The organism is Actinoplanes nipponensis (assembly GCF_016862275.1).
GTDB classification, from domain to species: domain Bacteria; phylum Actinomycetota; class Actinomycetes; order Mycobacteriales; family Micromonosporaceae; genus Actinoplanes; species Actinoplanes nipponensis.
This window is the reverse complement of sequence record NZ_BOMQ01000069.1, coordinates 26,167-40,111: the sequence shown is the minus strand read 5'-3', so window position 1 is coordinate 40,111 and position 13,945 is coordinate 26,167. Positions and strand designations below refer to the sequence as shown.

General features: G+C 73.8%; 13 protein-coding genes and 1 tRNA gene. 9 read left to right on the top strand and 5 right to left on the bottom strand.

Annotation, left to right across the window (positions count from 1 at the left end):
* Both Ani05nite_RS29740 and Ani05nite_RS29735 read right to left on the bottom strand, forming a co-directional pair.
* Positions 1-2,278: prolipoprotein diacylglyceryl transferase (locus Ani05nite_RS29740; RefSeq protein WP_203773870.1), on the bottom strand; the 2,278-nt coding region annotated here is incomplete at its 3' end.
* A 171-nt stretch (positions 2,279-2,449) separates the two neighbouring features.
* Complete coding sequence (locus tag Ani05nite_RS29735) at positions 2,450-4,162, bottom strand: copper resistance CopC/CopD family protein (RefSeq protein WP_203773868.1); 1,713 nt, start codon at positions 4,160-4,162, stop codon at positions 2,450-2,452.
* Positions 4,163-4,320: 158 nt separating this feature from the next.
* Between Ani05nite_RS29735 and Ani05nite_RS29730 the strand changes: the two genes are divergently transcribed.
* The 9 genes from Ani05nite_RS29730 to Ani05nite_RS29690 all read left to right on the top strand — a co-directional run bounded on the left by Ani05nite_RS29730 (position 4,321) and on the right by Ani05nite_RS29690 (position 11,301).
* Positions 4,321-4,860: a sigma-70 family RNA polymerase sigma factor gene (locus Ani05nite_RS29730; RefSeq protein ID WP_239130748.1), complete on the top strand. Its 540-nt coding sequence runs from the start codon at positions 4,321-4,323 to the stop codon at positions 4,858-4,860.
* 91 nt (positions 4,861-4,951) lie between these two features.
* Positions 4,952-5,443, top strand: a complete 492-nt coding sequence (locus Ani05nite_RS29725) for a MauE/DoxX family redox-associated membrane protein (RefSeq protein ID WP_239130749.1) — start codon at positions 4,952-4,954, stop codon at positions 5,441-5,443.
* Complete coding sequence (locus tag Ani05nite_RS29720) at positions 5,440-6,171, top strand: DsbA family protein (RefSeq protein ID WP_203773864.1); 732 nt, start codon at positions 5,440-5,442, stop codon at positions 6,169-6,171. Before Ani05nite_RS29725 ends, Ani05nite_RS29720 begins: the two co-directional genes overlap by 4 nt.
* Entirely contained in the window at positions 6,168-7,154 is a 987-nt protein-coding gene (locus tag Ani05nite_RS29715; RefSeq protein WP_239130746.1) for a hypothetical protein, read from the top strand. Before Ani05nite_RS29720 ends, Ani05nite_RS29715 begins: the two co-directional genes overlap by 4 nt.
* A complete protein-coding gene (gene bcp / locus Ani05nite_RS29710) occupies positions 7,147-7,617 on the top strand; it encodes a thioredoxin-dependent thiol peroxidase (protein WP_203773862.1) in 471 nt (156 codons plus the stop codon). Before Ani05nite_RS29715 ends, bcp begins: the two co-directional genes overlap by 8 nt.
* A gap of 80 nt (positions 7,618-7,697) precedes the next feature.
* The gene (locus tag Ani05nite_RS29705) at positions 7,698-9,347 is read left to right on the top strand and encodes a methyl-accepting chemotaxis protein (protein WP_203773860.1); all 1,650 of its coding nucleotides are present in this window, start codon (positions 7,698-7,700) and stop codon (positions 9,345-9,347) included.
* A gap of 266 nt (positions 9,348-9,613) precedes the next feature.
* Positions 9,614-10,531: a helix-turn-helix domain-containing protein gene (locus Ani05nite_RS29700; protein ID WP_203773858.1), complete on the top strand. Its 918-nt coding sequence runs from the start codon at positions 9,614-9,616 to the stop codon at positions 10,529-10,531.
* A gap of 34 nt (positions 10,532-10,565) precedes the next feature.
* Positions 10,566-10,648 (top strand) — tRNA-Leu (locus Ani05nite_RS29695).
* Between the two features lie 71 nt (positions 10,649-10,719).
* Positions 10,720-11,301, top strand: a complete 582-nt coding sequence (locus Ani05nite_RS29690; protein WP_203773856.1) for a GNAT family N-acetyltransferase — start codon at positions 10,720-10,722, stop codon at positions 11,299-11,301.
* On the opposite strand, the gene Ani05nite_RS29685 is transcribed toward Ani05nite_RS29690, so the two are convergent.
* Genes Ani05nite_RS29685 through Ani05nite_RS29675 form a run of 3 tightly spaced genes read right to left on the bottom strand, consistent with a single transcriptional unit; the run spans position 11,235 to position 13,930 of the window.
* Positions 11,235-12,167 carry an expansin EXLX1 family cellulose-binding protein gene (locus Ani05nite_RS29685; protein ID WP_239130744.1) on the bottom strand — a complete coding sequence of 311 codons (933 nt, stop codon included), beginning with the start codon at positions 12,165-12,167 and terminating at the stop codon, positions 11,235-11,237. The two genes, Ani05nite_RS29690 and Ani05nite_RS29685, sit on opposite strands and share 67 nt — an antisense overlap.
* 43 nt (positions 12,168-12,210) lie before the next feature.
* On the bottom strand, positions 12,211-13,014 hold the full coding sequence (locus Ani05nite_RS29680; protein ID WP_203773854.1) for an MOSC domain-containing protein: 804 nt from the start codon (positions 13,012-13,014) through the stop codon (positions 12,211-12,213).
* A 28-nt stretch (positions 13,015-13,042) separates the two neighbouring features.
* Positions 13,043-13,930 carry a DMT family transporter gene (locus Ani05nite_RS29675; RefSeq protein ID WP_203773852.1) on the bottom strand — a complete coding sequence of 296 codons (888 nt, stop codon included), beginning with the start codon at positions 13,928-13,930 and terminating at the stop codon, positions 13,043-13,045.
* Between the last annotated feature and the right edge of the window lie 15 nt (positions 13,931-13,945).

Here is a 13,945-nt window from a genome sequence, read left to right as displayed (position 1 = left end):
GGCCGGCAGCCGGCTTGTCGTCCACCCGGCGGCTCGCGGCGGGCGCGGAGTCGCCACTCTTCGGCAGGCCGACCCGGGCCGAGTCCGCCCGGGTCAGACCCGTGGCCGCCCAGCCAGGAGCCGTAGAGCCTCCGAACAGGGCGTTCCGCGGCGCCGCGTCCGCCGGCCGCGCGGCCTTCGCCGGCCCGACCGGTTCGGGTCCGTCGTACTCACCCGCAGCGCCGGCGTGCTGCGAGGCGTCACCGGCCGCCGCGCGCGACGAGGCACCCCCTGTGGCACTCGTGCCGGCCGAGCCGCCCGGAGCCCGCACGCCGGGACCCGCAGCCGGGCCGGCCCCACCTGCGGCGGCCTTCGGCTCGGCCGCTTCGACGGAGGCGGCCTCGACGGAAGCGGCAGCCGGCTTCGCCCCGGACCTGCCCGGGACGGACGCGGCGGCACGCGCAGCAGCCGCGCCTGCAGCGGTGGCGCTCATCGCGGCAGCGCCGGCGGCACTCGCCTGGGATGTCGCGCTACCGGTCGCCGCCGTCTCGGCAGGCTTGTCGCCGGCACCAGCCGACCCCACAACCGTCTCCCGCGACGACGCCCGGGAGGCATCGACCGCAGCCTTCTCCGACCCCGACCGACTGGCATCAACCGCCGCACCGACCGCCGCCTTCTCCGACCCCGACCGACTGGCGTCAACCGCCGCACCGGCCACCGTCTTCTCCGACCCCGACCGACTGGCATCAGCCACCGATCCGGCCGCCGAAGGAGCCGGCACGGCCTCGCCCGCCAGGGCCTTCGCCTTGCCCGGCTCCGAAGCCTCGGCAGCCGCGGGCGCCGACGCGGCGGATCCAGCCCGCTCTCCGGGCCCCGCGGAGGTAGCCGCCGGGGACGCCTGAGAAGTTGCCGCGGCACCGCTCCCCGCCGGCGTTTCCCGGACCGGGGTCGTCGGCGTGTTCGGCGTCTCCGAGTTGGCCGTCGGCTTGCGGGCGGCGTTGATCGCCGCCGCCGCGCGGGCCTCGGTCTCCCGGGCGCGGGCCCGGGCCGCCGCGGTCTCCGCGACCCAGGCGCCCACCGCCGACGCCTCGAAGATCGGCAGGTCGGCCGCCTGTTGCACGGTGCGGCGCCGGCCCTGACGGTCGGCCGGCCGGCCGAACAGCGGGTCGTGCAGCGGCGACGGGTCGCTCACCGAGCCGGGTGCGGGGCGGTTCGCGATGAGGTTCAGCGGCTCGCCCGGCGCGGTCGCGGGCGGCGAGGCGTCGACACCCGAAGGCTCAGAGCCCGAAGCCGACGATCCGGGCAGGCCGGAAGGAGCCGGCGCACCGGCGGCCGCGAGATCGGCGGACGGCGCACCCGCCTGAGCAGGGGCCGGCGCCGTCATCGTCGCGGCGGCGGCGCCGGAGACCGGGGTGGCCGGCATCGGGATCGCCGAGCCGTGACCCGCGTGCGGCGTCCCCGGGGAGGACGAGGAAGACGACGAGGACGAGTTGGACGACGAGGAGGGCGGCCAGGTCAGCGCCGCCGGCCGGGAGCGCGGCTGCGAGTCGGCCAGGGTGCGCGGGCGGTGGGTGCCCGCGTGCCGCCCGCCGCCGGTGCGGCTCAGGGGCAGCGGGGCGCCGATCGCCTGCATCAGGTCCGGGACCTGGCTCGGTTCCACCACGTAGACGACCTCGCGGCGCCGCGACGGCCAGCCCAGCACGATCATGCCGATCATCACCAGCAGGCTGCCCAGGATCAGCAGGGCCCAGGTCGCCTGGTTCAGCCAGCCGGGCAGGACGCTCGCCGTGCTCTCCAGGCGGACGCCGGGCTGCCCCGCCGGGTTCATCACCACCAGGCTGTACCGCGTGTCGCGCAGCTCGCTCGGGTTCCAGGCGAGGGTGCCCGTGCCCGACTTCAGCCAGAAGCCCTGCCGGCCCGGCAGCTGCTCGGGCGCGACGGTGCCCGGGCGCAGGTTGCCGGTCACCGGCAGCGCGCCCGTGCCGAGGTCGATCGAGGAGACCGCGACCAGCGGGACGTCGGCCAGGTAGCGCTCGACGTCGGCGGCCGGGGCGATGCCCAGGAACGCCGGCGCGCCGCCGGACTCCGCGGTCAGCCGCAGGCGGGTGTCGCCGACGCGGACGAACGGGGCGTCGTCGCGCAGCAGCCGGTCGACGTCGTCGACCACCAGCGCGTAGCCCGATGTGGCCACCCGTTGCAGGTCGCCGGTGAAGGCGCCGCCCGGGTCCCGGTGCTGCATGGCGGCCCAGAATGCGCCCCCCACCAGCAGCGTCGGCAGTCCGGCTGTCAGCAACAGCATGCCGAGGATCGTGCGGAACACCCGCATCTCGATCTCCCCCTTCTCGGTGGTACTGCGCAGACCATACAGACGGAAATAACACCAAATTGGATAAACAGTTACTTAGGCCCCGAGAGGTATGACGATGGCCCGGTCCGCGGGTGCGGACCGGGCCGTCGGGTACGGCGTGGGTCAGGAGATCTTGGCGGTCATCGTCAGGGTCGACTGGTCGATGTCGCTGGTGCGTACGGTGAACTTCAACGTCCAGTCCCCCGCGGCCGGCAGCGCGATGTCGCCGATGGCGTGGAAGTCGGTGATCCGCAGCAGCGGCACCTCGATCGGCTCGATCCCCTTGGCCGGCAGCGCCGCGGTGGCCGTCCACTCCACCACCGGCAGCGGCTTGTTGTCCGGCGTGTACGCGTACAGGTGCAGCGAATTGTTGCCCACGGTCGCCGGGAACACGTCCACCTGCAGCGACACCGACTTGTCGGTGATCGTCTGCGAGATCGTCGTCGACGTCCCGGCGCTCTCCGCCGCGCTGGCCGTGCGCGGCGGCGGGATCTGCACCAGCGCCGCCGTCACGCCCAGCACCACCGCGGTGACCGCCAGCTCCGCCAGCACGATGCGGCGCAGGCGTCCCGGGCCGGTCTCGGCGGCGTGGCTGCGGACCAGCCGCCGGGAGAACGCCGCCATGGCGATCACCAGCGCGGCCAGCCCGATCTTGACCAGGATCAGCCGGCCGTACGTGTTGTCGTAGAGCCCCTTGACCGAGGCGACCTCGATCAGCGCCTGCACCGTGCCGGCGAGGACCAGCGCGGCCACCGCGGTCGCCGCCCAGCGCGACCAGATGGGCAGGATCGCGCCCAGCTCGCGCTCGTTGGCCCGGCGCAGCAGGAACCCGGCCAGCATGACCAGGCCGCCGAGCCAGACCGCCATGGCGGCGAGGTGGATGGCGTCGACGACCACCGAGACCCCGGCCACCGGGGACGCCGTCGGGTGCCCGGTGAGCGGCCAGGTGGCCAGCGCCGCCACGCCCAGGACGCCGAGCAGCGCCAGGTCGACCTTCGACTCGCCGCCGTCGCCGCGCAGCAGCGGGCGCAGCAGGAAGCCGGCCGCCACCACGACCCCGAGCCGGACCAGCATGACCGCGCCGAACGTGCTGCCGAGCACGTCGCGCAGGTCGTCGCCGGAGACCCCGAACAGCCCGGAGCCGGTCGTGTACGGCGCCTGCAACCACAGGGCCAGCAGCGTGCTGCCGAGCACCAGCCCGACGCCGGTCCACACCAGCCGCGACGGCCCCCGCCGGGACAGCCGGTGCGGCCAGAGCAGGGCCAGCACCAGCACCGGGCCGACCAGCAGCACCAGGCCGGCGTACCCCAGGTATTTGCCCACCGGGATCAGCGCCCGGACCACCGGGTCGACCGAATCGGCGCCGGCGGTCTCGGTCGGCGGCGTGGAGGCGGCGCCCACCGAGAAGGTGAGGCTGCCGGCGACGGGGTGGCTGTCGGCCGAGACGACGCGGTAGCTGACCAGATAGGTGCCGCGGCCGCCGCCGGAGCGCAGCGGGATGACCACCGAGCCGCCGGCGGCCTGCGGGTCGCCCTGGTCCGCGCGGCTGCCGTCCGGCGCGAGCACCTGGATCTTGCCGGTGATGAGCTGGACGGACTCGCTGAAGGTGAGGGTGACCTTGTTGGGGGCGTCCGGGACGATCGTGCCGCCGGCCGGGTCGCTGGCCACCAGGGCGGCGTGCGCGCTGGCCGGGCCGGCCGGGCCGAGCAGCACGCAGAACAACCCGACCAGCAGCCCGGCCGCCGCCGCGAGCAGCCGCCGTGCCTGCGGGGGTCGCTCGCGCCGCGCCGGGGGCCGCTGGAGGCGATCGGATGCACCGGGTCGATCAACGGTCATGCGGGCAATGCTCCCCGATGGCTCGGCGGGGCTCCGCACCAAGGTCGCGGCGCGGGGCGGTGCGGGGCGGAAACGCGAGGACAGGAGGTGGTCGTCGGCACGGTGGCCATAGTTCCCCGGACCCCCGACAATTTCGGCTCCGCGTACCATCTGCGGTTGTGACAGCGGCCGATCCCCTCACCGCGCTCGCCCTCGCCGCCCGGGCCGGCGACGCGGAGGCGCAGGCCGCGCTCGTGCGTGGCACCCAGGCCGAGGTGTGGCGGTTCGCCGCCGCGCTGGTCGACCCCGGCGCCGCGGATGACCTCACCCAGGAGACCTACCTGCGCGCCTTTAAGGCGCTGCCCGGCTTCGAGGGTCGCGCCACGGTCCGCACCTGGCTGCTCGGCATCGCCCGGCGCACCTGCGCCGACCACCTGCGCGCCGTGGTGCGCCGGCGCCGGCTGGACGCCCGGCTGGCCGCGCAGGCCTGGACCGACGGGCCGCGGCAGTCCGATCCCGCGCACCGGCTCGGCGCGGCCGATCTGCTGAGCCGGCTCGGCGAGGAGCGGCGCAGCGCGTTCGTGCTCACCCAGGTGCTCGGCATGTCGTACGCGGAGGCGGCCGAGATCGAGGACGTCCCGGTCGGCACGATCCGGTCGCGGGTGGCCCGGGCCCGGGAAGACCTTGTGACCGCCGTCACGGCCGCGCAAGCGGTATGACGTTTCGGGACCTTCGGCCCATCACACAGCAAATCTCCAGGCGGTAAGACGGAACCCGGCGGCGGCGAGCGCCGACTAAGGGGGCGTGAGCATGGAGACGGGGCTGTCCGCCCGCATGACGACCGGCCAGGTGTGGATCTCCACGGCGGCGCGGCTCGCCCTGGCCATCGTATGGCTGGTCGCCGGCGGCCTCAAGGTCGGTGACCTGGCCGCGTCGGGCCGGGCGGTGAACGCCTACCGGCTCTTCCCGTACGAGGTGGCCAAGGCGATCGGGGCGGCCCAGCCGTTCCTGGAGATCGCCCTCGGCCTGCTGCTGCTGGCCGGGCTCGCGGTGCGGCTCAGCGCCGGCATCTCCGCCGGCCTGCTGGTGATCTTCATCGCCGGCATCGTCTCGGCCTGGGTCCGCGGCCTGCAGATCGACTGCGGCTGCTTCAGCACGGGCGGTGACCTGGCCGCGGGGCAGAGCCCGCAGTACACCTGGGACCTCGTCCGCGACGCCGGTTTCCTGCTGCTCGCCGGGATCCTGCTGTGGCGGCCGCGGACCCGATACTCGATCGATGGCGTCCTGATGGGGGAACAGTGAGCGGCAAGAACAACCGGGACCGGGCCAAGGCCAAGCGGGTCGTCCAGGAGCAACTGGCGAAGGAGCGGCGCCGCCGGGTCACCCTCTGGACCAGCCTGGGCGTCGTGGCCCTCCTGATCATCGTCGGCCTGATCGGCTGGGGCATGGCGACCAACCAGGAGACCGTGAAGACCGCGGGCCTGACCACGCCGAGCGTCGCGGTCGACGAGGGTACGGCGTTCGCGGTCGGCACCGGCCCGGTGAAGATCGACGTCTACGAGGACTTCATCTGCCCCGCCTGCGGGCGCTTCGAGTCCGGCGCGACGGCCACCATCGACCAGCTCGTCGCCGCGAACAAGGTGACGGTGCAGTACCACCCGATCGCGATCCTGGACCGCGCCTCCAGCACCGAGTACTCGACCCGGTCGGCCGCCGCCTCGGCCGCGGCCGCCCAGGGCGGCAAGTTCGCCGAGTACCACAAGGTGCTGTTCGCCAACCAGCCCGAGGAGGGCTCCGCCGGCCTCGACGACGCCAAGCTGATCGAGCTGGGCAAGTCGGTCGGCCTCACCGACGCGGCCTTCGCCGACGCGATCCACAAGGGCACGTACAAGGCGTGGGCCACCAAGGTGACCGACACCGCGGCCGCGCGCGGCGTCAACAGCACCCCGACCGTGCTGGTCGCCGGCAAGGCGCTGCCGAGCCCGACGGCAGAAGCGCTGACGGCCGCGGTGGCATCGGCCGGCGCGTGAGGCGTACCGCCCTGGTCGTCGCCGTGCTGGCCGGCGCGCTGCTCGGCCCGGCCGGCCCGGCCTCCGCCCACGGCGGCGAGGCGCCGGACGCGACCGCGTACCGCACCGAGGTGACCGGGGTGAGCCCGGCCGAGCCGGGGCTGCGCGTCCGGGCCGTCGAGGCGGGCGCGCGGCTGGAACTGGTCAACCGGACCGGCCGTACCGTCGAGGTGCTCGGCTATCAGGGCGAGCCGTACCTGGAGGTGCGCACGGACGGCACGTACGAGAACGTGAACTCGCCGGCCACGTACACGAACCGGACCCTCGACGGCGACACCCCGGCGCCCGCGGGCGCCTCCCCCACCGCCGCCCCGCAGTGGCGCCGCGTCTCCACCGACACCACCGTGCGCTGGCACGACCAGCGCACCCGTTGGCTCGGCGACGGCCTGCCGCCGCCGGCGCGGGCCGACCCGTCCCGCAGTCACCAGCTGCGCGACTGGGTGGTCCCGCTGCGCCAGGGGGTGCGCACGCTGGAGGTGCGCGGCACGCTCACCTGGGAGCCGCCGCCCCCGGCCGGGCTGTGGTGGGCGGGCGCGCTCGCGCTGGGCGCCGGCCTGACGGCCCTGGGCCGGCGCGGCCCCCGCTCGCTCGGGCCGGTCGCGCTGGTCGCCGGCACGATCACCCTGGGGTACGCGGTGACGCGGCTCAGCCTCGGCGTGGCCGGGCAGGCCCCGGCGATCGTGGCGGCGGCGCTGGCCGTGGTGGCCGGCGGGCTGACCCTGCGCGGACGGCCCCCGTTCCTGCTGGCGCTGGCCGGCGCGGTCCTGGCGGTCTTCGGCGGCCTCGCCGACGCGGGCGTCTTCGGCCAGGCCGTCGTCTCGTTCCCGGGCCCGTCCTGGGTGGCCCGCCTGGCCGTGCTGGTGGCGATCGGCGCCGGACTGGCCATGGCGGTGACGGGCGTGCTGCGGCTGCGGGCGGCCCCGATATCTTCGGAGCATGACTGAGCGCCTCACCGCTGGTGACCCGGCCCCCGAGTTCACCCTGCCCACCGACAACGGCGACACCCTGACGCTGAAGGACCTCCGCGGCCGCAAGGTCATCCTGTACGTGTACCCGGCCGCCATGACGCCCGGCTGCACCAAGCAGGCCTGCGACTTCCGCGACTCGCTGGGCTCGCTGCAGGCGGCCGGCTACGAGGTCGTCGGCATCTCCCCGGACGCCCCGGCCAAGCTGGCCAAGTTCCGCGACCGCGACGCGATCACCTTCCCGCTGGTCAGCGACCAGGACCGGAGCGTGCTGAGCGCGTACGGGGCCTTCGGCGAGAAGCAGATGTACGGCAAGACGGTCACCGGCGTCATCCGGTCCACGTTCGTCATCGACGAGAACGGCGCGATCGCGCACGCCTTCTACAACGTCAAGGCCACCGGCCACGTCGCCAAGCTGCGGCGGGATCTCGGCATCGACTGACTTTCCCGGCGAAATTCGCGGATCCTGAGGGCCGGTGCCGAATAGAGCGGCACCCGCAATCCAGCCCCCGGAGTCCGCAGATGACGCCAGCCGACCAGACCCGCCGCGCCCGCACCCGGCCCTCCTCCGGCGAGAAGGGCCAGGGCGGCATGCTGCGGAACCTGCAGGTGTCCCACAAGCTGTTCGCGTCCTTCGGCGTCCTGAGCCTGCTCGTGATCGCGGTCGGGCTGACCGGCCTGGCCCAGCTGCACGGCTCGAACGGCCGGCTGGAGACCATGTACGAGCGCAACGTCCAGGCCATCGACCGGCTCGGCGAGGTCCGCGCCGACGTCCAGCAGGCCACCTCGCTGTCGGCCAAGCTGATCCTGCGCTCGCCGCTGGCCGACGTCAGCAACGTGCAGATGGCGATCAAGCGGCTGGACAGCGACATCGACACCACCTGGGCCGCGTACGCCGCGACCCCGGCCGCCGGCACCCAGAACGACCGCGGCGCCTTCACCGCCGGCCTGGCCGAATACCGCAAGATCCGCGACCAGCAGCTCGTGCCGGCGGCCACGGCCAACAGCCTGAGCACCTACCTGGGCGTGCAGAACAACTACATCGACCCGCTCACCAGCAAGATCACCGTGGCGCTGAACAACCTCGCGGGCATCGAGGACAAGGCCGCCCAGCGCCAGATGGCCGCTGCCCGCAGCAACGCCACCACGGCCCGCATCCTCATCCTGTCGCTGATCACCGGCGCGGTGGCCTTCGCCCTCGTCATCGCCGTGGTGGTCAGCCGGGCCATCGCCCGCCCGCTGGGCCAGACCGTCAAGGTGCTCGAGGCGCTCGCCGAGGGCCGGCTGGACCAGCGCCTGCAGGTCCGGGGCCGCGACGAGGTGGGCCGGATGGGCGAGGCGCTCAACACCGCCCTGGACCGGCTCACCGCGGCCCTGCGCGACATCGGCACCAACGTCACCACCCTGGCCACGGCGTCCGAGGACCTCACCGGGGTGGCCGGCCGGATGAACGCGTCCGCGGCCCGCTCGGCCGGCCGGGCGCACGCCGTGTCCAGCGCGTCGGAGGAGATCAGCACCAACATCGCGACGGTCGCCGCCGGCGCCGACGAGATCGGCAGCTCGATCACCGAGATCGCCCGCAGCACCTCCAGCGCGGCCGAGGTGGCCGGGCGCGCGGTCCGGATCTCCGGCGAGGCCGGCGCCATCCTGCGCAAACTGGGCGAGTCCTCGGCCGAGATCGTCTCGGTCATCAAGATCATCACCGGGATCGCCGAGCAGACCAACCTGCTGGCGCTCAACGCGACCATCGAGGCGGCCCGCGCCGGCGAGATGGGCAAGGGCTTCGCGGTCGTGGCCGGCGAGGTCAAGGAACTGGCCCAGGAGACCGCCCGGGCCACCGAGGACATCCGCACCCGGGTCGGCGCCATCCAGAACGACTCGACGGCGGCGGTCGCCGCGATCGCCGAGATCGGCGCGGTCATCGACCAGATCAACGCGACCCAGACGGCGATCGCGGCGGCGGTCGAGGAACAGACGGCCACCACCAACGAGATGGGCCGCAACGTGGGCGAGGTGGCCGCCGGCTCGACCGAGATCTCCTCCAACGTGGCCGAGGTGGCCGAGGCCGCCGCGGAGACCACGACGGCGGCCTCGAACACGGCCGCGGCCGCGGACGAGCTGTCCCGGGTCGCCCACGACCTCAAGCAGAGCCTGGCGATGTTCCGCTACTGATCCCCACGGGGACCGCCTTCCCACGGCGGCCGTCATGCGGCTCGATCCGCGAGGCGGCCGCCGTGCCGTGCGTGCGGGGATCGGCCTTGGCGGGTGCGGGGAGGCGCTGGTAGGGTTTACGTACGACAAGTGGTCGGGTGTCACCCCCGGTCCACGGTGCGAGCCGGCGCCGTGGCCGTCACTCAGCCGACCGCAGTCCATCGAGCACCACCCAGGCCACCTACCTCTGTCACCGATGCGGATCGGATGGGTAGGACATCGCAACCATGCCTTACGTCAAGTACACCCGCGAGATGTTGAGCGAGGCGGTCGCGGCCTCGACCTCCATGGCCGGCGTGCTGCGCCGGCTCGGCCTGCCGCAGAACGGCGGCGCGCACGCGCACCTGCGCAGACGGATCGACAAGTTCGGGCTCGACACGTCGCACTTCCTCGGACAGGCGCATTTCCGCGGCGTGCCCCATCCGGCCCGGCAGCCGGCCGACGAGGTGCTGGTCCTTCGTTCGCCCGCGCAGAGCAGGGAAAAGCCCATGCGGTTGCGGCGGGCGCTCCTGGAGACAGGGCGCCCCTACCGGTGCGCCGCATGCGGAATCGGCGACGACTACAACGGACGTCCGCTCGTTCTGCACGTCGACCACATCGATGGTCGCCCGTGGGACTGCCGAGCCCACAACGTGCGTTTCCTGTGCCCGAACTGCCACAGCCAGACGCCGACGTTCGCCGGACGCCAGAGCCGGCAAAACCCGCACGCCCTGGTACGGGTGGACGACCAGGGCAACCTCACCCGGGACGGCTCGCCCCACGAACCCTTGGCCGAGGAGCAAATCCTCGACATCCTTGCCCGGGTCGGCCGCCGCGAGATCTCCTCGGGTCAGGCGGCTCGGCTGATGGGATGCACCAAGATCACGGTGTATCGGATGCGGCGCCGCCTGGCGGAGCGCGGCTCCGTCGGAGCGCAGCGCCGGCCTCCGGTCCCGCCGGCCATCCGCCAGGCCGTGGTGAGACTGGCGCTGGCCCGGCCGGACTGGGGACCGCGAGAGATCGTGACGGAACTCGGACGCCGGCAACCCGATCCGATCACCGTCCCGGTGCGCACCGTCGGCAATGTCCTGGCTCGCGCCGGACTGGGCAGCAGAGAGGCCCGGTCGGCCGCGGCCGGGAATGGCGAAAACCACCTCACCGTCTAGACTCCACTACGACGATTGGCAGGGGGCAAATCGGGCGGAAGTGGCGTAACGGCAGCCGCGCTGGGTTTAGGTCCCAGTGCTCGTAAGAGCGTGCGGGTTCGAATCCCGCCTTCCGCACCCGTGTGGTGCCGCGCACCATCCCGGTCGCCCGTCGGTCCTGCCGGATCGACGGGCGCGAGGATGACCGCATGTCGCTCTCGTTCGTCCTCGATCCGCCGTTGACCGACGCCCTCCGGGCCGACATCGTCGCCCTCTGGACCGACGTCACCAACGCCGGCGGCGCCGTCGGCTTCGTCGCGCCGGTCACCCGCGATCAGGTGCGCCCCGTGGCCGAGGCCGCCCTCGCCGGGGTCGCCGCCGGGCCGGACCGGCTGCTCGTCGGCGTCGACGACGGCCGGGTGGTGGCCGTGTTGTTCCTGGCCGACAACCGGTTCCCGCTCAAGGCGCACTGGCGGGTCCTCAAGCGGGTCATGGTGGATCCGGCCAGCCAGGGCCGTGGCTACGGCGGCGCCCTGATGCGGGAGGCCGCCGCCGTCGCCACCCGGCTGGGGTTGGCCGGCTTGCAGGTCACCGTGCGGGACGGGCACGGGCTCGACCGGTTCTATCGGGGGCTCGGCTTCCGGGAGGTGGGCCGGGTTCCGGGCGCGTTGCGGATCGGCCCGGGTGATGACCGGGACGAGCTGTTCATGTGGCTGGATCTGCCTCAGCCGCAGGAGGCCGCCTCGACGGCTGGTTCGGCGGCGGCCAGCGCCACGTCCGCGGACGGCTGATCCGGGGTGGCCTCCGTCGTGGTGGGCGGCGGCGCGGCCGAGGAGGCGCTCGGCGACGGGGCGGCCTTCTTCTTCGACGGCGAGGGGGACGGCGAGGACTTCTTCTTGGCCAGCTGGGGGGCCGCCACGGTGGAGGTCGTCGTGCCGGTGGCGAAGCGTACCGAGGTGGTCTGCTTCTGTTGGGGCTTGAGCTTGATGTTCTTGGCCGTGATGGTCTTGCCGTAGATGTCGGTCATCTTGATCTGGAACGGGCCGCTGCCCATCTGCCCGTCGATGATCCAGACGTTGTAGTCCTGGAGCGCGGCCGCCTTGAAGGTGCCGCCCGGGCCCTTGGCCGACACCGACCTGATCGCGTTGGAGTGGTTGTCGATGCTCACCGCCCAGTAGTACTGCGAGGTGCCCTCGACGAAGGTGATGCTCAGCGGGCCCGGCGCGGGGGCGTTGGGCACGGTCTTGTAGGTGATCGGGATGATGCCGTCGATCTCCTGGCCGATCTTCTTGAACGCGGTGCGGCTCAGGTCCAGGTGCCCGGCCGGGCATTCGGGGCAGGAGTCGAAGACCTTGACGCGGACCTTGCCCTTGGGGCCGGTGACGTCGAGGTAGCTGCCGCAGGCCCGGGCGCCGGAGTATTCGCTCTTGCCGAGGGCGACGTACAGGTCGTCGGCGGGGGGTCTGGTCGAGCAGTTGCCCTGGGTTCCGGCGAGGTCGTAGAACGTCGCCTTGCCCGTGTGCTTGGCGCTGCTCGGCGGTGCCGCGCACGCGGATCCGCCGTTCTGCAGCAGCAGGGCGGCGCCGAGGACGCCGGCGAGCAGCACGGCGCCGCCCGTGGCGAGCCAGCGGGGGGCGAGGAGGCGATGAGCAGTCACGGTGTCGCATCCTTCGCGGCCCCGGTGGCTGCGGGCAACTCCTCTAAGGCAGAGCTAAGGAAGACTCCCCCACGTGGAGGACTCCGGTGTCGCCGGGGGCCAGGTCGGGGATGAGGTTGATGCCGAAGAGCAGGCCGTCGTCGTACCGGCGGTGCCGGCCGAGGGCGCGCAGCGGTTGCCGGCCGACCTCGCCGGTCTCCTGGTCGACGGTGGTCACCACGCAGCGGCTGCACGACTTGGCGGCCCGGAAGGTGACGTCGCCGAGGCGGAGGCGGCCGCCGAGCCAGCCGTCCTCGGCCCAGGGCGGGGTGCCGGTGAGGACGACGTTGGGGCGGAAGCGGGTCATCGGCACGGGTTCGTCGCCGGCTTCGCACAGCCAGTCGTTGACGGCGTCGAGCGAGGCCGTGGTGGTGAGCAGCAGCGGGTAGCCGTCGGCGAAGCTGACCCGGTCGCCGGGCCGGGCGTGGGTCTCGATGGGGCGCACGGTGGTGTCGGCGAGCCAGGCGAGCCGGGCCGGGCGGTCCAGGAAGTCGGAGATGAACGCCGTCGCGGCGGGGGCGAGCCGGGCGGTCAGCGGCGGTTTGGCGGAGAAGACCCGCAGGGTCGCCTTCGGGCCGTCGGTGGGTTCGGCCACGTCGAAGCCGTTGAGCCGCAGGCCGCCGGGCCGGGGGACGGCGTGCAGGCCGGTGAGGGCGGGGGCCTGGCGCTGGGTGATGCCGACCCCGTCGGGGTCGACGATCATCCAGCGGCGGTCGCCGGCGAGACCCCACGGCTCGACCCGCGCCGCGTCGTGGTCCAGGCGGTGACCACCTTTGACCGGGTACGTGTGCAGCGCGCTGATCCGCATCGGCCCAGCGTAGGCATGTCCGGCCGGTTCAGCCTCCCCCGCCGAGCCGGACCCGGACGGCCGCGGCGGCGCAGAGCACGACCACCAGGCCCCCGGCGATGGTGGTGGCGCCGAGGTGTTCGCCGAGCAGCAGCCCGGCCCAGGCGAGGCTCAGCACGGGCTGGACGAGCTGCACCTGGCTCACCCGGGCCATCGGCCCGACGGCCAGGCCGTGGTACCAGGCGAAGAAGGCGAGGAACATGCTCACCGCCGCCAGGTAGCCGAACGCCGTCCACTGCGCCGGCGTCGCGTGCGGGCTCTGCCGGTGGATCGACAGCACGGTGAGCAGCACCATCGGCGGGGAGCACAGCACCAGCGCCCAGGAAACGGTCTGCCAGGCGCCGAGTTCGCGGGCGAGCAGGCCGCCCTCGGCGTATCCGGCGGCGGCGGCGAGCACCGCGGCGAGCAGTAGCAGGTCGGCCCGGTGGGGCCGGATCGCGCCGTCGCCCCGGGCGCAGGCGAAGATCACCGCGGCGGTGGCGCCGAGGCCGGCGGCGGCCCAGAACGCGCGCGGGGGGCGTTCGTGTCCGCGGAGGACGGCCAGCGCGGCGGTGGCGGCCGGCAGGACCGCGATGACGACGGCGCTGTGGCCGGCCGGGGTGGTGGTGAGGGCGTACGAGGTGAGCAGGGGGAAGCCGATCACGATGCCGGCGCCGGTCGCGGCCAGGCGCGCCCACTGCCGGCCGCGGGGTGGGCGTTGCCGGGTGGCGGTCAGGGCCACAGCGGCGAGTCCGGCCGCGACCACCGCGCGGCCGCAGCCGATGAACAGCGGCGACAGTCCGCCCACGGCGACCCGGGTGAGCGGGACGGTGAACGAGAACGCCGCGACCCCGAGCAGTCCCCAGGCCAGCCCCGATAGCGGCGTGCCGACAATCACGGTAGCGCTACTCTG